At 62.2% G+C, this 20,303-nt stretch carries 23 protein-coding genes; 10 read left to right on the top strand and 13 right to left on the bottom strand.

Features of this window, described 5'->3' with window-relative positions; translation table 11 throughout:
• Positions 1-63: 63 nt before the first annotated feature.
• Positions 64-1,014, top strand: coding sequence for a GlxA family transcriptional regulator (locus tag RBB32_RS01220; protein ID WP_306150849.1), 951 nt, complete (start codon positions 64-66; stop codon positions 1,012-1,014).
• Between the two features lie 125 nt (positions 1,015-1,139).
• Here RBB32_RS01220 and RBB32_RS01225 read toward each other — a convergent pair whose 3' ends face one another.
• Positions 1,140-1,475, bottom strand: coding sequence for a multidrug efflux SMR transporter (locus tag RBB32_RS01225; protein WP_306150850.1), 336 nt, complete (start codon positions 1,473-1,475; stop codon positions 1,140-1,142).
• 121 nt (positions 1,476-1,596) lie between these two features.
• Between RBB32_RS01225 and RBB32_RS01230 the strand changes: the two genes are divergently transcribed.
• Positions 1,597-2,193 (top strand): LysE family translocator, encoded by a 597-nt coding sequence (locus tag RBB32_RS01230; protein ID WP_306150851.1) that lies wholly within the window; start codon positions 1,597-1,599, stop codon positions 2,191-2,193.
• An 82-nt stretch (positions 2,194-2,275) separates the two neighbouring features.
• Positions 2,276-2,647 carry a GFA family protein gene (locus tag RBB32_RS01235; RefSeq protein WP_306150852.1) on the top strand — a complete coding sequence of 124 codons (372 nt, stop codon included), beginning with the start codon at positions 2,276-2,278 and terminating at the stop codon, positions 2,645-2,647.
• On the opposite strand, the gene RBB32_RS01240 is transcribed toward RBB32_RS01235, so the two are convergent.
• The 4 genes from RBB32_RS01240 to RBB32_RS01255 are packed head-to-tail and all read right to left on the bottom strand — an operon-like array spanning position 2,644 to position 6,379.
• Positions 2,644-3,849, bottom strand: a complete 1,206-nt coding sequence (locus RBB32_RS01240) for a multidrug effflux MFS transporter (protein WP_306150853.1) — start codon at positions 3,847-3,849, stop codon at positions 2,644-2,646. The genes RBB32_RS01235 and RBB32_RS01240 overlap by 4 nt on opposite strands.
• The gene (locus RBB32_RS01245) at positions 3,846-4,220 is read right to left on the bottom strand and encodes a potassium channel family protein (RefSeq protein WP_306150854.1); all 375 of its coding nucleotides are present in this window, start codon (positions 4,218-4,220) and stop codon (positions 3,846-3,848) included. Before RBB32_RS01245 ends, RBB32_RS01240 begins: the two co-directional genes overlap by 4 nt.
• A 4-nt stretch (positions 4,221-4,224) precedes the next feature.
• Positions 4,225-4,869 (bottom strand): DsbA family oxidoreductase, encoded by a 645-nt coding sequence (locus RBB32_RS01250; protein WP_306150855.1) that lies wholly within the window; start codon positions 4,867-4,869, stop codon positions 4,225-4,227.
• Positions 4,856-6,379 (bottom strand): class I adenylate-forming enzyme family protein, encoded by a 1,524-nt coding sequence (locus RBB32_RS01255; protein WP_306150856.1) that lies wholly within the window; start codon positions 6,377-6,379, stop codon positions 4,856-4,858. The genes RBB32_RS01250 and RBB32_RS01255 overlap by 14 nt, the downstream gene beginning before the upstream one ends.
• A gap of 65 nt (positions 6,380-6,444) precedes the next feature.
• Here RBB32_RS01255 and RBB32_RS01260 point away from each other — a divergent pair, with 65 nt between their 5' ends.
• A complete protein-coding gene (locus tag RBB32_RS01260) occupies positions 6,445-7,068 on the top strand; it encodes a helix-turn-helix domain-containing protein (RefSeq protein ID WP_306150857.1) in 624 nt (207 codons plus the stop codon).
• A 52-nt stretch (positions 7,069-7,120) separates the two neighbouring features.
• On the opposite strand, the gene RBB32_RS01265 is transcribed toward RBB32_RS01260, so the two are convergent.
• The 6 genes from RBB32_RS01265 to RBB32_RS01290 form a co-directional block, all read right to left on the bottom strand.
• Complete coding sequence (locus tag RBB32_RS01265) at positions 7,121-8,425, bottom strand: branched-chain amino acid ABC transporter permease (protein ID WP_306150858.1); 1,305 nt, start codon at positions 8,423-8,425, stop codon at positions 7,121-7,123.
• Positions 8,422-9,432 (bottom strand): branched-chain amino acid ABC transporter permease, encoded by a 1,011-nt coding sequence (locus tag RBB32_RS01270; protein WP_306151145.1) that lies wholly within the window; start codon positions 9,430-9,432, stop codon positions 8,422-8,424. Before RBB32_RS01270 ends, RBB32_RS01265 begins: the two co-directional genes overlap by 4 nt.
• Complete coding sequence (locus tag RBB32_RS01275; RefSeq protein ID WP_306150859.1) at positions 9,432-9,803, bottom strand: hypothetical protein; 372 nt, start codon at positions 9,801-9,803, stop codon at positions 9,432-9,434. Before RBB32_RS01275 ends, RBB32_RS01270 begins: the two co-directional genes overlap by 1 nt.
• Before the next feature lie 10 nt (positions 9,804-9,813).
• Positions 9,814-10,530, bottom strand: a complete 717-nt coding sequence (locus tag RBB32_RS01280) for an ABC transporter ATP-binding protein (protein WP_306150860.1) — start codon at positions 10,528-10,530, stop codon at positions 9,814-9,816.
• Positions 10,531-10,678: 148 nt separating this feature from the next.
• The gene (locus RBB32_RS01285; RefSeq protein ID WP_306150861.1) at positions 10,679-11,461 is read right to left on the bottom strand and encodes an ABC transporter ATP-binding protein; all 783 of its coding nucleotides are present in this window, start codon (positions 11,459-11,461) and stop codon (positions 10,679-10,681) included.
• Positions 11,462-11,565: 104 nt separating this feature from the next.
• Complete coding sequence (locus RBB32_RS01290; protein WP_306150862.1) at positions 11,566-12,753, bottom strand: ABC transporter substrate-binding protein; 1,188 nt, start codon at positions 12,751-12,753, stop codon at positions 11,566-11,568.
• Between the two features lie 152 nt (positions 12,754-12,905).
• Between RBB32_RS01290 and RBB32_RS01295 the strand changes: the two genes are divergently transcribed.
• Together RBB32_RS01295 and RBB32_RS01300 are read left to right on the top strand one after the other, a co-directional pair.
• Positions 12,906-13,997: a PQQ-dependent sugar dehydrogenase gene (locus RBB32_RS01295; RefSeq protein WP_306150863.1), complete on the top strand. Its 1,092-nt coding sequence runs from the start codon at positions 12,906-12,908 to the stop codon at positions 13,995-13,997.
• 55 nt (positions 13,998-14,052) lie between these two features.
• On the top strand, positions 14,053-14,673 hold the full coding sequence (locus RBB32_RS01300; protein WP_306150864.1) for a hypothetical protein: 621 nt from the start codon (positions 14,053-14,055) through the stop codon (positions 14,671-14,673).
• 53 nt (positions 14,674-14,726) lie between these two features.
• Here the strand turns inward: RBB32_RS01300 and RBB32_RS01305 are convergent, their stop codons facing one another.
• On the bottom strand, positions 14,727-15,734 hold the full coding sequence (locus RBB32_RS01305) for a GlxA family transcriptional regulator (RefSeq protein WP_306150865.1): 1,008 nt from the start codon (positions 15,732-15,734) through the stop codon (positions 14,727-14,729).
• Positions 15,735-15,913: 179 nt separating this feature from the next.
• Between RBB32_RS01305 and RBB32_RS01310 the strand changes: the two genes are divergently transcribed.
• Positions 15,914-17,287: a class II 3-deoxy-7-phosphoheptulonate synthase gene (locus RBB32_RS01310; protein WP_306150866.1), complete on the top strand. Its 1,374-nt coding sequence runs from the start codon at positions 15,914-15,916 to the stop codon at positions 17,285-17,287.
• A gap of 50 nt (positions 17,288-17,337) precedes the next feature.
• On the opposite strand, the gene RBB32_RS01315 is transcribed toward RBB32_RS01310, so the two are convergent.
• Positions 17,338-18,009, bottom strand: a complete 672-nt coding sequence (locus RBB32_RS01315) for a PAS domain-containing protein (protein WP_306150867.1) — start codon at positions 18,007-18,009, stop codon at positions 17,338-17,340.
• Positions 18,010-18,167: 158 nt separating this feature from the next.
• Here RBB32_RS01315 and RBB32_RS01320 point away from each other — a divergent pair, with 158 nt between their 5' ends.
• The 3 genes from RBB32_RS01320 (at position 18,168) to RBB32_RS01330 (ending at position 20,298) form a co-directional block, all read left to right on the top strand.
• Positions 18,168-19,058, top strand: coding sequence for a YicC/YloC family endoribonuclease (locus tag RBB32_RS01320; RefSeq protein ID WP_306150868.1), 891 nt, complete (start codon positions 18,168-18,170; stop codon positions 19,056-19,058).
• A gap of 83 nt (positions 19,059-19,141) precedes the next feature.
• Positions 19,142-19,780 carry a guanylate kinase gene (gene gmk, locus RBB32_RS01325; RefSeq protein ID WP_306150869.1) on the top strand — a complete coding sequence of 213 codons (639 nt, stop codon included), beginning with the start codon at positions 19,142-19,144 and terminating at the stop codon, positions 19,778-19,780.
• Positions 19,777-20,298 carry a gamma carbonic anhydrase family protein gene (locus RBB32_RS01330; protein ID WP_306150870.1) on the top strand — a complete coding sequence of 174 codons (522 nt, stop codon included), beginning with the start codon at positions 19,777-19,779 and terminating at the stop codon, positions 20,296-20,298. Before gmk ends, RBB32_RS01330 begins: the two co-directional genes overlap by 4 nt.
• Positions 20,299-20,303: the final 5 nt, after the last annotated feature.

Raw genomic sequence — 20,303 nt, forward strand, 5'->3', positions numbered from 1 at the left:
TACATATTGCATACATTTTGTAAATCCGGAAATATACGACGCAATGATCCCAAGGCGCGACCCATGACCAAGCCCCAGCATTTCATATTCATCCTGATCGAGGATTTCGCCCATCTGGCCTTGTCCAACGCGGTGGAACCTTTGCGCATCGCCAACCTGATCAAGGGTGAGGCGCTTTATTCATGGTCGCTTGGGGCCGAGAATGGCGATTCCGTGCGCGCCTCGAACCAGACCGTGACACTGGTTAACCATGGGCTTGGGGATTTGCCGCGTTGCGCGCGCCTGTTCGTTCTGTCCGGCCTTGAGATGCGCAACCGGATCACCCCGGCGCTTTTGACCATGCTGCGGCGCGAACGGGCGCGCGGCACCAATATCGGGGCGCTGTGTTCGGGGGCCTATATCCTTGCCAAGGCGGGTTTCCTGGAAGGGCAGAAATGCGCCATCCATTGGGATTACCACGACAGTTTCATGGAGGAGTTCCCGGAAATCCCGCTGGTGCGCAACGTCTTTGTCGCGGATGAAAAGCATATCACCGCCGCGGGCGGCTCGGCCACCGCCGACCTTATGTTGCACCTCATTGAACACGACCATGGTCGCGACCTGGCGGTCGCCGTGGCCGATCAGATGGTCTATACCGCCGCGCGCGAGGCCACCGCCGAACAGCGCGTATCGCTGCAATCGCGCAACGGCATGCGCAACCCGCATCTGACCAAGGCCATCGCCCGGATGCAGGAGCATATCGAAGACCCGATCTCGCCCTCGATCATCGCCGAGGGCCTGGGGATTTCCACCCGGCAGCTAGAGCGGCTTTTTGGCCGCTACCTCAATACCTCGCCCAAGAAGTATTTCATGGAATTGCGGCTTGAACGGGCGCGGCATCTGCTGTTGCAAACCGAGATGTCGGTGACCGAGATCGCCTGTGCCTGCGGGTTCGAGGCCACGGGACATTTCACCCGCGTCTACAAGGCGGCCTATGGCGTGACACCCACGGCGCAAAAAGCGAAACTTGGCTAGAGCGTTTCCAGTTCACCTTGAATCAAAGCGCATCACCAATATCCCGAGAAGGCCGAAGGCCTGGCAGGGTATTGGTGATGCAATAATAACTGGAAACGCTTTAACCGCGCTGCGCCGCGCCCATATCAATGCGGCGTGGTGTTCGAAAATAGCTGGATCACGACGATCCCGCCCAGAATCATGCCGGTGCCGATGATGGCGGGAGTGTCCAGCCGCTGCCCGAACATGGCAAAGCCGATGATGGCGATAAACACGATGCCCAGCCCTGACCACACCGCATAGGCAATGCCCACTGGAATGTACTTTAAGGTCAGCCCCAGCAAGTACAGCGCCACGGCATAGCCCACGACCGCCAGAAGCGTCGGCCCCAGCCGCGTGAACTGCTGGCTGGCCTGCAAGGCGCTTGTGGCCACCGTTTCGGCGGCAATGGCAAAGATCAGCAAAATGTAAACCTGTGTCATGGGGGGCGGTCCTTTCGCGTCGCGTGCCCTTGCTACGCGTTTCGCTGTGCCGGGGCAATCCGCAAGAACCGGGTCGCTTCAAGGCGCGGATCGGGCTTTGCTGAATGGTCAGGAGGCCCGCATGTTCCAGACCCTGACCGCCCTTTTGATCTTCCTGTTCCCACTGGCCTACAGCCCCGGGCCGGGGAACCTGTTTTTTGCCGCCAATGGTGCGCGGTTCGGTTTCCGTGCAACCCTTTGGGCCACGGCGGGGTATCATCTGGCAACCTGGGTGGTGACGGCATTGATTGGCTTTGGCCTGTTGCGGGCCTTGCAAGCCGCGCCGGGGGTGTTTCACATCCTGCAGATGGCCGGGGCGGGCTATGTTTTGTGGATTGCCTGGGGGATGCTGCGGGCGGGGGCCTTGGACAAGGCAGGCAAGGCGCGCCCGGCGTCTTTCATGGATGGGGTGATCCTGCTTTTGCTCAATCCAAAGGCCTATGTGATCATCACGCTGATGTTCACGCAGTTCCTGGCCCCCGGTGCGGTGAATCATGTGGGGTTGGTGCTGATGATTACCACGGTGTTCACGCTCAATAACCTGTTTGCCTTTTCGCTGTGGACCATGGCGGGCGACAGGCTGGCAGGCATTTTCGCCAGGGACAGCAGCGCACGGCGGCTGAACCTGCTGTTCGGGACGATGCTTGCGGCGGTGGCGGTCTGGATGGCTTTGGCCTAAGCGGCATCTGCATTTCGTGAAAAGCTGTGTTCCAGGTTCTTGCGAAACGCTTTAGGGTGCCGGCAAACGCGGGAGGATCGCCATGAGAACCGGACGATGTGAATGTGGCCAGGTGGCCTTCGAGGTGGACGAGGTGCGAGACACGGTAACCATATGCCATTGCAGCCAATGCCGCCGGACGAGCGGCCATTTGTGGGGCTCGACCCATGCGCCCTTCGCGGCGCTTCGGTTGACACGTGACGACGGGCTTCGATGGTATGCCTCCTCCGAGATCGCCAAGCGGGGCTTTTGCCGGTTCTGCGGTTCCAGCCTGTTTTACCGGATGAACGATGAAGACGGTATCGGCATCGCCGCGGGCTGTTTGGATGACACGCGGGGCCTGACTGTCAGCAAGCATATCTTTACCGACGACAAAGGCGATTACTATGACCTGCCCGAAGCGCCGGGATCCTAGGCGTATTCCTCGGCCCGTTCCAGCCGTGTCATCAGGAACCGCGCAAGGCTGACCGCGACCAGAACCCCCATCAACAAGGGCAGGGGCGTGCCATCGAATGCCTGCCCCACCGGGATCGTCAGGATGACCGACCCCACGGTGGCCAGGGCCCCGACGACGCTGGCCGCCATGCCCGCCACATGGCCCAGGGGTTCCATCGCCAATGCGTTGATGTTGCCCAGCGTCAGCGCGGCCTGGAAAAAGATCGTGGTTTGCCAGACAAGGTAAACCGGAAAGCGCAGGCCCTCGGGCAGGCCGACGAGGAACAGCGCCAGCACCAGCGCGGTAAAGCCGATCTGCAGGGCCAAGGTAACCGAGATCATCCGCCGCATGCCAAGCCGCATCACCAGCGCCGCGTTCAAAAGGCTGCCGGTGCCCGCACAGATCGCCATCATGAAGAACCAAAGCGGGAATTGATCGGCACGGTCGAAGGTCACTTCGAACAACTGCTGGATGGAACTGATGGAGCTGAAAAGCGTGGTCAGGCAAAGGGCTTGCACCGCGATCGAAATGCGCACGACCCTGGGGGCCAGCACGGCGCGCAGCGCCTCAAGCAGCGCCTTGCCCCGAAACGGGCGGCGTGCCTCGGGGGGTAGGGGTTCGGCAAGACGGAAAGACAGCCAAAGGCTTGTTATCGTGGAAAAGATCATGAAGCTGCCGAAAATCCCGCGCCAGCCGCTCAGCGCGATGATGCCGCTTCCGATCAAGGGGGCCACGGCGGGGGCAAGGGTGAAAACCATCATCACGAAGCTGACGATGCGCGCCATGTCCCGGCCTGAATAAAGGTCACGGATCATGGCCAGCGACACCACCCGCGCGGTCGCAGCGCCCAGCCCCTGCAACACCCGCGCCGCAAGGACCAGTTCCAGCGTGGGGGCCATGGCGGCAAGGGCCGCACCGGCCATGTAGACCGCCGCCCCGTAAAGGATCACCCGCTTGCGTCCGAAACTGTCCGACAGCGGCCCGGTGAAAAATGTGCCCACGCCAAGCCCAAGGATAAAGGAGGTGACGATCAGTTGCGCGCGGTTCGGCGCATCGGGCGTCAGTTCCTGCCCGATGCGGGGCAGGGCAGGCAGCATGGCGTCGATGGAAAAGGCCACGGTCGCCACCAGCATCGCCATCAGCGCCACGAATTCCACTCGGCCGGGTGTTCTTGCGCTCATCGGTTTTGACCTTCGGGAATGTCGGGATCGTTCGCCGCCTTGGGCTCGTCCCGCGGATCCGGCTGACGGTGCCCCAGCCGCGCAATCAGCCATTCGGTATGTTCCTCGCGCTTCTTGACTGCGAAAGCGCCGAATTGCTGGATCGCCACGGCAAAGATACCAAGGCCCACGAGGATGAAAACCGTGGTGCCGATCTTGCCCATCGGCGTTGCCGGGACCAACTCGCCATAGCCCACGGTCGACAGCGTGACGACCGTGAAGAAATAGCTGTCAAGCCACGACCATCCCTCGACATGGTGGAAAAACACCGTGCCGCCGGCGATGATAAGCAAAAGCATCGCCAGAAGGGTCAGGGCCTTGGCTCCGCGCATGTGTTCACCTTTCCTCGGTCAGTTGGCCGGTGATCTCGTCGATCACCTTGATCCACAACTCGGGCGGTTGCGCCCCCGGAACGGCGTGCTCGCCGTTGACGATGAAAGTGGGGACCGAGGTGATGCCCATCTCGCGGAACTGCTTGTCGCGCTCGCGAATGGCCTCTTCGTCGGCATCGCTGTCAAGCAGGCGGCGCACCACGGCGGCGTCCATCTCAAGCCCGTCGGCCAGATCGGCCAGAACATCGCGGTCACCGATATCGCGGCCTTCCTCGAAATAGGCTTTGAAAAGCGCAACGGCCATGGCCATCTGCCGGTCTTCGATCCCGGCCCAATGAATCAGGCGGTGCGCATCCAGCGTGTTGGGGGTGCGTTCGATGGCTTCGAAATTGATATTCAGACTGGCCTCGCGGGCCTTTTCCACCACTGGCAGATAAGCCTGTACCGCGCCGTCCTGCCCGCCGAACTTGGCCTCAAGATATGCCCGGCGGTCCATGCCGTCGCGCGGCATCTCGGGGTTAAGCTGGAACGGGTGCCAGTTGATCGAGAACGGGTGGTTCGGGCGCTCGGCCAGCGCCTGGTCCAGAAGGGTTTTCCCGATATAGCACCAAGGGCAGATCGGATCGGAGATGATATCAAGCTTGACCATGTCGGGCCTTGTAGATCGGCCGCAATTCGCGACGCAGGATTTTTCCGTTGGCGCCCGAGGGCAGCGCATCGAGGTGGTAAAAGCCGCGCGGGCGTTTGTAGGCGGCAAGGTTCTCGGTCACGTAGGCCTCAAGCGCCTCGGGATCAACCGGCTGGGGCGCGGTGTAGAAGGCCATGATGACGCGGGCGTCTTTCTTGACCTCGATGTCGGTGACGGCGGATTGCGTGATGCCGGGGAAGGCATTGAGCACCGCCTCGACCTCCAGCGGCGACACCCGAAAGCCGCCGGCATTCATCATATCGTCGGCACGGCCCAGATAGGTGATGTCACCCGCGGCATCCATCATGCCCTGATCGCCGGTCAGGAACCATTCGCCCTGGAACTTGTCGCGCGTGGCCTCCTCGGCCCCGAGATAGCCCAGCATCAGGCCCGGGTCGCTGTCATGCACGGCGATCGTGCCTTCCTCGCCGATCCCGACCGGGCCATCGGGGCCAATCACTGCCACGCGCCGCCCCGGTTGCGGGCGGCCCAGCGTGCCGGGGGTGGCCGGGTGGTCGGGGCTGGCCGAGATGAAGGTGGAACATTCGGACATGCCGTAAGCCTCGTGAATGGCGGTGCCGGTGGCCTCTTCCCAAGCCTGCCGGATGGTATCGGAAAGCTTTTCACCCGCCGCCAACCCGTGCCGCAGCTTGGGCAGCGAAAGCGCCTCACCGGTCAGCATCTTGCGATAAACGCCGGGGGCTGCGGCAAAGATCGTCGCATCGTGCCGCTTGAGCAAAAGCGGCAGTTGCGCCGGTTCGATCCCCGCCTCGGGGATCAGGGCCGTGGCCCCCATGGTCCACGGGTCCATAAGGCCGGTGCCAAGCGTATAGGTCCAGTTGAAGGCGCCCGCGTGCAACAGCCGGTCTTCGGGCCGCAACCCGTACCACCCCTGCATCATCATCTGCCGTGCCCAGATCGCGCGGTGGGCATGGCACACGGCGCGCGGCACGCCCGAGGTGCCCGAGGTATAGATGATATAGGCAAGGCGGTTCGGATCGCCCATGTCAAACTCGGCCGGGGGCAAATCACGCATCGCCTCAAGATCGGATTGATCCAGCACCGGCACATCCGTGTCCGGGCATGCAATCCCGTCGCCGCGCAGAATCAGCGAGGGGTTCAGCGTGTCGATCATCTTGGCCACTTCGGACGCCGTCAGCTGGCTTGAGGTGGGCACAGGGACAAGGCCCACGGCAATCGCCCCCAGGTAGGCAATGGGAAATTCCACCGTATTGCCAAGCCGCATCAAGACCCGGTCACCGGGTTCAAGGCCCGCCTGCAAAAGCCCCGTTCCGGTCCCAAGAACCGCCGATTTCAGGCGCGCATAGCTCCAGCGTTCCGAGCCGCTCAGGCGCAGAACGGCCAGCGCGATCTTGTCGGGCGTGTCTTCGGCATGTCCCAGCACATGCGCGGCAAGATTGAAGGGCGCGGGGCAGGGAGGGGCGATATCGGGGTGGGTCTCGGCTTGCATATCCACCGATTAGGCCGCGCGCCGGTCAGTTGCAAGTGGTCCGCCTGAAGCCTATAGGATGAGGCATGCAAAAAACGACGCCCGAGAACCTGATCCGCGTGGCCCGCGAAAACGGCCAGCAAGAGGTGGCAGAGCCGCTCAACCTTGGGGAACGCGTGCGCGAATTACGCACCGCGCGGGGCTGGACGCTGGAACAGGCGGCGAAACAGGCGGGTTTGGCGCGATCCACACTGTCGAAAATCGAGAACGGTCAGATGTCGCCCACCTACGAGGCGTTGAAAAAGCTGGCCGAGGGTCTTGAGATTTCCGTGCCGCAACTGTTCACCCCGCCGCAGCGCGAACAGGTCAATGGCCGGATGTCGGTGACCAAGGCGGGCGAGGGCACGCATCAGGCCACCGCCACCTATGAGCACGAGTTGCTGGGCGAGGCGCTGACCAAGAAACAGATGCTGCCCTATCGCGCCCGCATCCGCGCCCGCGACACTGCCGAATTCGATGGCTGGGTGCGCCATGACGGCGAAGAGTTCCTCTATGTCCTCACCGGCGTCGTGCGGCTGTACACCGAGTTCTACGAGCCGATCGAGATGCGCCGGGGCGACAGCGCCTATTACGACGCCACCATGGGGCATAACGTGATCTCGGTCAGCGACGAGGATGCGACGATCCTCTGGGTGACCTCGCTGGTTTGACGCGCCGTGCAAGGGCTTTGCAAAGCCCTTGGCCCTTGCGCACCCCCGGCGCTTACCGCCCCGGGATCAACCCCCGCGGACTGAACCGCAGCACCAAAAGCAGGATCACCCCCATGGTCAGCAGGCGCATATGCGCGGCGCTTTGCAAAAGGTGCTCTTTCAGCGCGCTACCCTCGGCCAAGGGCGCAGTGACGGTTTGCAGGAACCACAGGCCCATCGGCTCCACCTGCACCCAGAGGAACCAGATCAGGAACCCGCCCAGCACCGCCCCGAAGTTGTTGCCCGAGCCGCCGACAATCATCATCACCCAGATCAGGAAGGTAAAGCGCAGCGGCTGGTATGAGGTGGGAATGAATTGCCCATCCAGCGTGGTCATCATCGCCCCGGCGACGCCGCAAACGGCACTGCCAAGAATGAACACCTGCAAATGGCGGCGGGTGACGTCCTTGCCCATGGCCCGTGCGGCGGTTTCATTGTCGCGTATGGCGCGCATCATCCGGCCCCAGGGGCTGTTGAGCGCCAGTTGCGCAAGGATCAGGATGATCACCAGCACCACGGTGAAAAGCGCGGCATAGCCCAGCTTCACCGTCAGCGAGGAGGCCGTGACCGGATCAAGCCCCAGCCCCGTCACCCGGTCCACGAAGCCCGGATCGTTTTGCAAATCCACCTCGTAGGGCACCGGGCGCGGCAGGCCGTTCACGTTCTTTACGCCCCGCGCCAGCCAATCCTCGTTCTTCAGAACGGCCAGGATGATCTCGGCGATCCCAAGCGTCGCGATAGCAAGGTAATCGCTGCGCAAGCCCAGCGCCGTCTTGCCGATGATCCACGCCGCCCCGGCGGCCAGAACACCACCCACGGGCCATGCCAGCACCACGGGCAGGCCAAGGCCGCCAAGGTATCCGGTAGCCGCCGGGTTCACATCCTCGACCGCTTCGACGCCCCCGTCGAACACCGCGCGAAAGGCGAAAAAACCCGCCACAAGCACCACCAGCATAGCCAGCAGCCGCATCCGCCCGGCGGGCATGCGGTTATAGGTCAGTACCGCCACCACGATCACCGCCGCGCCAAGTGCGAGCCCGGCCAAAACGCCGACACCTCCGGCGGCCCAGGCCTCGGGCACCGGGGGCATGGAGACCAGCACCGTGGCCAACCCGCCCAGCGCCACGAACCCCATGACGCCGACGTTGAACAGCCCCGCAAACCCCCATTGCAGGTTGAGGCCCAGCGACATGATTGCCGAAATCAGCCCCATGTTCAGGATCAAAAGCGCGGTGTTCCAGCTTTGCACCACCCCGGTGCCGACGATCAGCAGGGCCACAAGGGCGAAAAGCCCGGTGTTCTTGACGCTCTCGCTCATACCGCTTTCCCCCGGAAAAGGCCCGTCGGGCGGAACAAAAGCACGATCAGCAAGATCACGAAGCTGACCGCGAATTTATAATTGGTCGACAAAAGCTGTACCAGGCCGTCGGGTTCCAGGGCCTCGGGAACAAGGTAGGTCAGCACCTTTTTCCACGCATAGGTGATCAGCACCTCGGAAAAGGCGATGACATAGCCGCCCGCGATGGCGCCCAGGGGGCTGCCAAGCCCACCCACGATGGCGGCGGCAAAGACCGGCAGCAACAGTTGGAAATAGGTGAAGGGCTTGAAGCTTTTATCGAGGCCGTAAAGCGTGCCCGCCACGGTGGCCAGCGCCGCCACGATCAGCCATGTCACCATGACCACCCGGTCGGGATTGATCCCCGACAAAAGCGCCAGATCCTCGTTGTCCGAATAGGCGCGCATGCTTTTGCCGGTGCGCGTGCGGTTGAGAAACCAGAACAACAGCGCCACCACGATCACCGCCGTCACCACGGTAATGCCTTGCGTGGTCTTCAGGGCCAGCCCCTCGCGCAACCCAGTCATGTCCTTGAAGTCGCGCGCCGTGATGATGAAATTTTCACCATCGCGAAAGCGCTGATCGCCCGGCCCGATAATGAACCGCACCAGACCGTTCAGGATGAACATCACGCCGATCGACACGATCACGAAGACCACCGGCTTGGCCTTCTGCGCGCGGTAGAACCGGTAGACCATCCTGTCGGTCACCAACACCAGCGCCATGCAGGCCGCGATCCCGAAGGGCAGGGCCAGAAGGGCGGTGGGCAGGGGGCCGAAACCGACGCCCAAGGCCTGTAGCCCCCATGTCACAAGGATCGTCACCATGGTGCCAAAGGCCATGGTGTCGCCATGGGCAAAGTTGGAAAACCGCAGGATTCCATAGATCAGGGTGACACCAAGCGCCCCAAGCGCCAACTGGCTGCCATAGGTCACCGCCGGCACCAGCACGAAATTCGAAAGCGCCACGATGGCATTGAGAAGGTCGATCATTCCCGGCACTCCCCGTGATAGCACACCGCGTAAGAGCCCTCGAAAAGCCCCACCTCGGCATAGCTGGCCGCCCAGTCGCTCAAAAGGGTCATCAAGCCCACCGCACCATTCTGCGCGTCCGAAACAAAGGCACGATGCCCGTCTTCCTCCGACATCAGATCGAAGGCGCGTTCGGCCGCGATACCCGACATCAAGAAACGCTCGTTCACCGCGCCGAATGTCACCTCATACGTCGTGTCCTGACAGCCTTCTGTATCAAGACATTCAGTGGTGAAGGTACAGGTCAGTGGCATTGCCACGGCGGGCAGGGGCAAAAGACAAGCCAACGCCCAGATCACTAGTCGGCTCTTCTTGGCAAACATACTCAAATCCATCCCCTCAACCGCCAAGAAACGACCGGCGCACTTCAGGGTCGGCCAGCAATTCCTTGCCCGATCCCGTATGCGCATTGCGTCCCTGCACCAGAACATAGCCCTTGTCGGCAATCTCCAGCGCTTGGCGCGCGTTCTGTTCGACCATCAGCACCGGCAAGCCGGTTCGCGCCACCTCGATGATCCGGTCAAAAAGCTCGTCCATCACGATGGGGCTCACCCCGGCCGTCGGCTCATCCAGCATCAAGACCTTGGGCCGGGTCATCAGCGCGCGGCCCACCGCCACTTGTTGGCGCTGCCCGCCCGAAAGCTCACCTGCCGCCTGATCCCGCTTGTCGCGCAAGATCGGGAACAACTCGAACACCTGCTCCATGGTCCCCGATATGTCATCGTTGCGGATGAAGGCGCCCATCTCAAGGTTCTCTTCCACCGTCATCGAGGTGAAGATATTGTGCGTTTGCGGCACGAACCCCATGCCATGGCGCACCCGCTCCTGCGGGCTGAGCGCGGTGATCTCCTGCCCATCCAAGCGCACCTGGCCCCGCCGCAGATCCAGCATGCCGAAAACCGCCTTCATCGCGGTGGATTTGCCCGCCCCATTCGGCCCGACGATCACGGCAACCTCGCCGCGATCCACGGCAATTGTGCAGTCATGCAGGATATCAGGCCCCCCACGGCCATACCCGCCGGTCATGGCCTCGCCGATCAGGAAAGGATCACTCATGCCGCAGCCCCTTTTTCTTGGTCCAAGTACCCCGGGGGGAGCGTTGAAAATCGCAGATTTTCAACGTGGGGGGCAGCGCCCCCAAGGCCTGCGTGGCCTGAACGCATAACACCCTGGGTGGCGCAGCCACGCCTTTGGATCAAACCCGTCACGCGCCCACCTGTTCCTTGTTCTTCAACCCGGTGCCCAGGTAGGCCTCGATCACCGCCTCGTTGGCCTTGATCTCCTCCAGCGTCCCCTCGGCCAGAACCTTGCCTTCGGCCATGCAGATCACCGGGTCGCACAGCCGCCCGATGAAATCCATGTCGTGTTCGATCACCACGAAGGTATAGCCGCGTTCGCGGTTCAATTGCTGGATGGCATCGCCGATGGTGCGCAAAAGCGTCCGGTTCACGCCCGCGCCCACCTCGTCCAGGAAGACAATCCGCGCATCCACCATCATGGTGCGGCCCAGTTCCAGCAATTTCTTCTGACCGCCCGAAACGGCCCCGGCGGGGTGATCGGCCAGATGTTCGATGGTCAGGAACTCCAGCACCTCGTCGGCCTTGGCGCGCAGTGCGCGTTCCTCATCGGCAATCCGCTTGCGCCCGAACCATGTGTTCCAGAGCCGCTCACCCGATTGCCCGCCCGGCACCGTCATCAGGTTCTCGCGGCAGGTCATCGATGTGAACTCATGGGCAATCTGGAATGTCCGCAAAAGCCCCTTGTGAAACAGCTCATGTGGCGGCAGGCCGGTGATATCCTCGCCCGCCATGGTGACCCGCCCCGAGGTGGGCGGCAAATCCCCGGCAATCACGTTGAACAGGGTCGTCTTGCCCGCGCCATTGGGGCCGATCAACCCGGTGATCGTGCCTTCGCGAATGCCCAGGTTTGCGCCGTCAACGGCGTGAAACCCGCCGAAATGCTTGTGCAGGTCCTCAACGACGATCATGGCAGTCTATCCCCCAAAACGGCCCTTGTCGTGGCCGTTTCTTCTTGTTGGAACGGCCCCGCGCATCTCACGGGGCCGTTCGTTACCTTGGCGATGGCGCCAGATCAACGGTATTTGACGGTTTCCATCTTGCCGTCTTCGAAGATGATCTCGCGGTAGTTGCCCGCCGATTCACCCGGGCCGATCAGTTCCACCGCGGTGGCGCCCACGTAATCCACGTCACCGCCACCGGCGATGATCTCAAGCGCCTTGCCCAGGTCCCCGGGATAGATCTTTTCGCCCGGCGCATTGGCCACGTCCATGACATGATCCTTGTAATCGCCCGACTCCACCGACCCTGCGGCCTGCATCGCCAACATGATCAGCGCCGCCGCGTCATAGCTTTCGGGCGCGAAGGTCGATGTCGCATCGAAGCTGTCGCCGGCCAGTTCGACGAATTTATCGCCGCCGGGGCTGTCGGTGCCGGGAAGCTGCCCGCTCGATCCGTCAAGCGCATCGCCGAAGTTCTCTTCCAGCGCCGTGCCGATCATGCCGTCGGGGAAGTGGAAGGTATCGAAGGCGCCGGTGTCCAGCGCCGAGCGCACAACACCGCTGCCGCCCTGATCGACGTAACCGGCCACGACCAGAAGATCGCCCCCCGCCGAGGCCATGGCGCCCACTTCCGCCGAATAGTCGGCCTTGCCGTCCTCGTGGGCGGTGTTGATGGTCACCGTGCCGCCCTTGTCCTCGAAGGCCGTGGCGAAACTGTCGGCCAGCCCCTTGCCATAGTCGTTGTTGGTATAGGTCAGCGCCACTTCTTCCATGCCACGCTCCATCAGGATCGTGGCCATGATCTCGCCCTGGCGCGCATCCGACGGCGCGGTGCGGAAGAACAGCCCGTTATCCTCGACGCTCGACAGCGCCGGCGAGGTGGCCGAAGGCGACACCATGACAACCCCGTTCGGCACCGCCACGTTCGACAGGACCGCACCGGTCACCCCCGAGCAATCCGCGCCCATAATCCCCTTGACCCCTTCCGAGGTGATCAGGCGTTCGGCGGCGGCACTCGCGGCGCCTGCGTCGATGCAGGTACTGTCGGCGCGCACCGGCACCACGGTCATCCCGTCCAGCAACTTGCCGCTGTCACTCACTTCGCTCATCGCCATTTCGGCACCTGCCGCCATATGCGGTGTCAGCGATTCAATCGGGCCGGTGAAGCCAAGGATAATGCCCAGCTTGACTTCGTGATCGTCGGCATGGGCCGCCCCGGCCAAAAGCGCCGCGGTCGCTGTTGCAGTCAGAAGTGTTTTCATCAGTTTACCTCCCTGTGAAACGATTTTCCGTCGGCGAGGGTATGGGTTACATCGCAAAAGGCAAGCGGTTTCAGGCACCAATCCGCCCAGACGGGATTTGACCCGGGGTCACCCCGGCCCCATCTTAGTCATATGTTTACCCGGAGGATCCCATGCGCCGCTTTCTTACCCTGATCGCCTTGTCTTTCGGCCTTGCCCCCGTGGCGCAAGCCATGGACAGCAGCGCCGGCCCACTGGAAATCAGCCCCATCGTCACCGGCCTCGATACGCCATGGGCCGTCGATACCTTGCCCGACGGGCAGGTTCTGATCACGGAACGCAACGGGCGGCTGCTGATCCTCGGGAACGGTCAGGCCCGCACCATACAGGGCCTGGGCCAGGTTGCGGCGCGCGGGCAGGGGGGATTGCTCGATATCCTTGTGCCGCGCGATTTCGCCCAGACGCGCGAACTGCTGTTCACCCTGTCCAAACCGCAACAGGGCGGGGCCGGCACGGCACTGGCCCGCGCCACGCTGGCGCCCGATAACCTCCGCCTGACCGATTGGCGCATCCTGTGGGAACTTACCCCCGGCTCCTCGGGCGGGCGGCATTTCGGCTCGCGGCTGGTCGAGGCCCCGGATGGCAAGATTTTCCTGACGGTCGGCGACAGGGGCGACCGGCCCTCGGCACAGGATCTTGGCCGCGAAAACGGCTCGGTGCTGCGGCTCAACCGCGATGGCAGCGTGCCTGCCGACAACCCCTTCACCTCCACTCAAGGCGCGCGACCTGAAATCTGGTCCTACGGTCACCGCAATCCGCAAGGTGCCGCGCTTGATCCCTCGGGCCGGCTTTACGTCGTTGAACACGGCGCCCGCGGCGGGGACGAGGTGAACCGCATTTCCAAGGGGGCAAACTATGGCTGGCCCGTGATTTCCTACGGTCGTCACTATTCGGGGGGCAAGATCGGCGAAGGCACGTCAAAACCCGGCATGCAACAACCCGTGCATTACTGGGACCCTTCCATCGCGCCTTCGGGCATGATGTTCCACGATGGCAAAGAGTTTTCCGACTGGCGCGGTGATGCCTTCATCGGGTCGCTGAAATTCGACTATATTTCAAGGCTTTCCGGTGACCCGCTGCGCGAGGTCGAACGCCTGGAATCGCCCGAAACCCTGCGCGTGCGCGACGTTATCCAAGGCCCCGATGGTGCCATCTGGTTCCTGTCCGAAGGGCAGGGCGCGCTTTATAGGATGTCATCACCCTGATAGCTGTGTCCCTATCAGGCTTTACCGCCCAAAGGTGTGTCGGTAGATGTATGGGATGGATGGATCCTTTGTTACCTTCACCGGCTTGTCGGCCCTGTTTGTCTTCGGGGCCTCGCAGCTATGGGATCTTACCCGGGAACATCGAAAGTCACAGCGCGCAACCCAAAGCTATATCAGGGCACTATTCGCGGAAATCGACTTCAATACAGCGGACTTGCACCGATTTAACGAGTCAACAATCGCCACGTCTGTTCTTATTAAGGCATTTCAGCGAAATAACGGTCTAATTCCGCATATTTCCGATGCAAGTCACACGATTGTATACTCGACCAACTTGGCAAGGCTAAGCGACCTTCCCAACGGACTTATTCGGGATGTCGTGGAATTTTATGGGGACCTTGCCAAAATCCGGGAGAGTGTCGCTGGTCTGGAGAAAGAAAGCTTCAAAACTATCTCGCCGGAAGGCAAAGTGAATGTCATTGAAGGTTTGTATCGCCGATCCATTAGCACAGAAGGCCTTGGCGAGTCCTTGCTCAATAAATTTGGGGAAGAGTTTTCGGATTTGAGCTTAAGAAGAAAAGAGCATTGCCACGACGAAGATCACCTGAGTGAAAGACTTGCAGACCTAGCCGAAAAAATACAGGCCGCACGGCGGCGTCATGACCTGCCCCTCTAGCTTCAACATTTTGCGAGGCTACTTCCCTGATTTTGGGCGAAAAATCAACCGTTTCACACCGAAAGCCGCGCCGCCTGCGCGCCGCGCTCGCGGTAGGGTGTTGTGTTGTAATGCGCGCGGTAGCATTTCGAGAAATGCGAGGGCGAGGCAAAGCCACAGGCCAGCGCCACGTTGATCACCGTCATGTCGGTCTGCATCAACAGGTTGCGCGCCTTTTGCAGGCGTAACTCCATGTAATAGCGCTTGGGCGAGCGGTTCAGGTACCGCCGGAACAGCCGCTCCAGCTGCCTGGTCGACATGCCGACTTCCTTGGCAAGGATCGAAGGGCTGATCGGCTCTTCGATATTGGCCTCCATCATCTGGATGACCTGGCTCAACTTCGGGTGGCGTACGCCGATCCGCGTGGGCACCGACAGGCGTTGCGTGTCCTGATCGGTGCGGATCGAGGAATAGATCAACTGGTCGGCCACCGCATTGGCCAGTTTCTCGCCATGGTCGTCGGCGATCAGCTTCAGCATCAGGTCGATGGACGAGGTGCCGCCGGCGGTCGTCATCCGGTTGCCATCCACCACGAAAACCGACTTGGTCAAATCGACCTCGTCGAATTCCTCGGTGAAACTGTCGTGATTTTCCCAATGGATCGTTGCGCGCTTGCCGTCCAGAAGCCCCGCACGGGCCAGCGTATAGGCCGCCGTGCACAATCCGCCCAATCGCAGGCCGCGCCGTGCCTCGCGCCGAATCCAGTTCAAGAGTTTCTTGGTCGTGGCGCTTTGCACGTTGGCCCCGCCGCAAAGCAAAACCACGTCATCGCGGTTCAACTCGCTCAACGGGCCATCCACCTTGAACCGTGACCCGCTGGAGCATGAGACCATGCCTTCGTCATCGGAATCGCCGGTGATAAACCATTCGTACAGGGTTTGCCCCGCCATGCGATTGGCAATCCGCAGGCTGTCGACCGCCGAGGCAAAGCTGAGCAAGGTGAAATTCTCAAGCAGAACGAAGACAAAGCGCTTGGGCGCGCCCGTCGCCTCAACCTCAACTTTCGATGTCTGCGTGGCCATTTCTCGCTACTCCCGACCGTGGACCGGCACCGTCCCCAACGTAAAGCCTGTTTCACGAACACCCCGCATTGGCAAGGGTCAAGGCAGAAAAACGCGAAAAACGGGGCGCTCCGCATATGGTCTCTTGTGTTTTGGTTTAGTATAGACACATTTCGACTGTCTTTAAGCGGAGAATGACAATGAGCAACTGGCAGAAGTCCGACTGGCGCAAGAAACCGCGCGTTCAGATGCCGGAATACACCGATGCAGCCGCGCTGGCGCAGGTGGAAAGCCGCCTGTCGCATTATCCTCCGCTGGTTTTTGCCGGTGAGGCGCGCAAGCTGAAACGCCAACTGGGCGCGGCCTCGCGCGGCGAGGCTTTCCTGCTTCAGGGCGGCGATTGCGCCGAGGCCTTCGATCAATTCAGCGCCGATGCCATCCGCGATACCTTCAAGGTGATGCTGCAAATGGCCATGGTCCTGACCTACGGGGCCAAGGTGCCGGTGGTGAAAGTGGGCCGCATGGCCGGCCAATTCGCCAAGCCGCGCAGCGCGCCGACGGAAACCGTCGATGGCGTGGAACTGCCCAGCTACCGGGGCGATATCATCAACGAGTTGGATTTCACCCCCGAGGCGCGCATCCCGAACCCTGAAAAGATGCTGCAGGCCTACACGCAGGCCGCGGCCACGCTGAACCTTTTGCGCGCCTTTTCGACGGGCGGCTATGCCGATGTGCATCAGGTCCACCAGTGGACGCTCGGCTTCACCGAGGGCGAAAAGGCCGAACGCTACCGCGACCTGGCCAACCGGATCACCGACACGCTGGATTTCATGAAGGCCGCCGGCATCGAAAGCGATCAGGCCCACACCCTGCAATCGGTCGATTTCTACACCAGCCACGAGTCCCTGCTGCTGGAATACGAAGAGGCGCTTTGCCGCCTCGATTCCACCTCGGGCAATTGGCTGGCGGGGTCGGGCCACATGATCTGGATCGGCGACCGCACCCGGCAACCCGATGGCGCGCATGTCGAATTTGCCCGCGGCGTCCTGAACCCCATCGGCCTCAAATGCGGGCCGAGCATGGAAAGCGATGACCTCAAGCGGCTGATGGCCACGCTGAACCCCGAGAACGAGGCCGGTCGCCTGACCCTGATCGCGCGCTTCGGTGCGGGCAAGGTCGGCGATAACCTGCCGCGCCTCGTCCGGGCGGTGGAAGAGGAAGGGGCCAACGTGGTCTGGGTCTGCGACCCGATGCACGGCAACACCATCAAATCCGCCACCGGCTACAAGACGCGACCCTTCGACAGCGTGCTGCGCGAGGTGCAGGATTTCTTCGCCGTTCACCGCGCCGAAGGCACGACACCGGGCGGTGTGCATTTCGAAATGACCGGGCAGGACGTCACCGAATGCACCGGCGGCATGCGCGCGGTGAGCGAGGAAAGCCTTTCCGATCGCTACCACACCGCCTGCGACCCGCGCCTCAATGCCAGCCAATCGTTGGAACTGGCCTTCCTGGTGGCCGAGGAACTGTCAAACCTGCGCAGCAGCCGCGAGACGGCGGCGCAGGTGGGCTGACCCCCGCCCGAAGGATGCAATCAAAGGCCGCGCCAGTTGCGCGGCCTTTTTTACTTCACCACCCGCAGGTAGGGCCGCTCGGCCGGGTGCGGTATGGTCCTCGGCGAAGGGGGCGCCGCCGGTGTGATGGCGGGCATGCCTTCGGCCCCGATCGGGCAACGCTCGATCGCGGCAATTCGAAACCGGCGCGGCGCGCGGCCAATCGGGCCTTGGGTGACAAGACAGCCCAAGGCGCGGCTGATATCGCCCAGATCGCTGCGCAGCGGCAACAACAGCATCCGCCCGGTCAAGGCAGGACGGCCCAAACCGCCCTCGGCCTCAAGCGTCACTTCCACCCGCGCGGGCCGGTCGAAGAGGTCAACCATGGCATCGGAAAAACGATCTCGATCCGAGGGCGCGATCAGGCAGGACAGCGGCATCGCCCGCACCTCCATGCCCATCACATCCGACAAATGCATGCCCGCGATCCGCAAGCGCGCCATCCCCGGCGCGATCCGCTCACCGACGAAGGCATGGGATAAAAGCGCCTCGATTCCGCGGGGATCAATCTGCGACCGGCGCGGGATATCCCCCTTTGGGCATTGCGCCGCCCAATAGGCCTGAAACGCGGCCAGGTCCGCGCGGCGATCCACCACCGGGGCGCGGCGCAGCGGACCCCCGCCATGCAGGGCGCGCAGTTTTTCTTTCACATCATCCAACATCGACTCACCCCCGTCATCCATCACGCAGCCCACCAAAGGCCCGTCTTGGCCTGACACCTGTTTGCCACGAGTCGGTCGGAATTTATTAAAGTTTCCACGAAATTGGTTAACGGCTCCAAGGCTTGCCAGCCTGCATCAGACCCACTAGGACAGCTCAAACCCTGCCCGCCGGAGGAAACATGCTCAGATCAATGACCGCATTTGCCAGCGCCAAGGGCGCGACCGAGGGCTATCGCTGGACATGGGAATTGCGCAGCGTGAACGGCAAGGGGCTGGACCTGCGCCTGCGCCTGCCCGATTGGATCGAGGGGCTTGAGGCCGCTTTGCGCGCCCGCCTCGGAAAGACCCTGTCGCGCGGCAACGTCAACCTCAACCTGCGGATCCAGGCCGAGGATCAGACCGGGCGCTTGGCGCTCAACCCCGGGCAGTTGCACGACGTGCTGGTCGCCATGGCCGAAGTCGAGGCACAGGCAATGGACCGTGGCCTGTCGCTGGCGCCGGCGACGGCGGCGGATATCCTTGGCCTGCGCGGCGTGCTGGATAGCGGGGCAGGGGAACAGGATACAACGGCCCTGAAAACCGCCCTCATGGACGACTTCGAAAGCCTGCTGTCGGCCTTCCTGGAGATGCGCGAGGCCGAAGGTGCCGCGCTGAATGACGTGTTGAGCGACCAGTTGAACCAGATCGCCACGCTGACTGAAGAGGCTGCGAAAGCCGCCGAGGCCCGGCAGCCTGAAATGCAAAAGGCCACCCGCGCGGCGCTGATGCGCGTGATGGAAAATGCAGACGGCGCCGACGAGTCGCGCGTGGCACAGGAACTGGCGCTGATTGCCGTGAAGGCCGATGTGACCGAGGAAATCGACCGCCTGCGCGCCCATGTGCAGGCCGCGCGCGATTTGTTGGCCCAAGGCTCTCCCATCGGGCGGAAAATCGACTTTCTGTCACAAGAGTTTAATCGTGAGGCCAATACATTGTGCTCCAAGGCGCAGAACGCGGGGCTGACAAGCCTGGGCCTCGACCTCAAGGCCGTGATCGACCAGATGCGCGAGCAGGTACAGAACGTGGAATAACCGGCCAGTGTTCCGCCCCGGGGGTTCTATCCCCGGACCCCCGGGATATTTGGAAAAAGAAGAAGTAGGAAAGATAACTAAAGATGACGCGCCGTGGGCTTTTGATCATTCTCAGTTCCCCGTCGGGGGCGGGCAAATCCACCCTGACCCGGCGGTTGCGCGATTGGGACCCCTCGCTCAGTTTCTCGGTCTCGGCCACCACCCGAACCCCGCGCGAGGGCGAGGTGGACGGCAAGGATTACCATTTCATGAGCCAGGCCGAATTCCAGCGGCAGGTGGCCGATAGCGGCATGTTGGAACACGCCCATGTCTTCGGCAATTTCTATGGCTCGCCGCGCGGGCCCGTGGAGGAGGCGATCAATAGCGGCAAGGATGTGCTGTTTGACATCGACTGGCAGGGCGCGCAGCAGATTCAGAACTCGGCGCTGGGGCAACACACGCTGTCAATTTTCATCCTGCCGCCCTCGATCCGCGAATTGCACCGGCGGCTGGTCACGCGCGGGCAGGACAGCGACGATGTGATCGCCAAGCGGATGCGCAAAAGCTGGGACGAGATCAGCCATTGGGCGGAATATGACTATGTTCTGGTCAATGACGATCTTGAGCAAACCGATAAACGGCTGAAAACCATCGTCGAGGCGGCGCGCCTGAAGCGTTTGCAACAACCGGGGCTGAATGCCCATGTCAAAGCCCTGCATTCCGAGTTCGAGGAGACCCAATGACCCTTTACATGCTGGATGGCCATAGCCCGAAAATCGCCCGCGACACGTGGATTGCCCCCGATGCCAACCTGATCGGCAAGGTGGTGATCGAGGAGGCGGCCTCGGTCTGGTTCGGCTCCACCCTGCGAGGCGATAACGAAGAGATCGTGATCGGTGCCGGGACCAACGTGCAGGAAAACACCGTGATGCATACCGATATGGGCTATCCCCTGGTGATCGGGGCGGGCTGTACCATTGGGCACAAGGCCATGCTGCATGGCTGCACGCTTGGCGAGAACACCCTGATCGGCATGGGGGCCACCGTTCTGAACGGCGCCAAGATCGGCAAGAACTGCCTGATCGGGGCCGGGGCCCTGGTGACCGAAGGCAAGGAAATACCCGACGGCAGCCTCGTGATGGGCGCGCCGGGCAAGGTGGTGCGCGAACTGGACGAAAAGGCCATTGCGGGCCTTCGCGCCTCGGCCCTGCATTACCAGGAAAACATGCGCCGCTTCCGCGACGGGTTGCAGGCGATTTAACGGGC

It is taken from the genome of Roseovarius sp. MMSF_3281, assembly GCF_030733685.1.
In the GTDB taxonomy this organism is placed as follows: Bacteria; Pseudomonadota; Alphaproteobacteria; order Rhodobacterales; family Rhodobacteraceae; genus Roseovarius.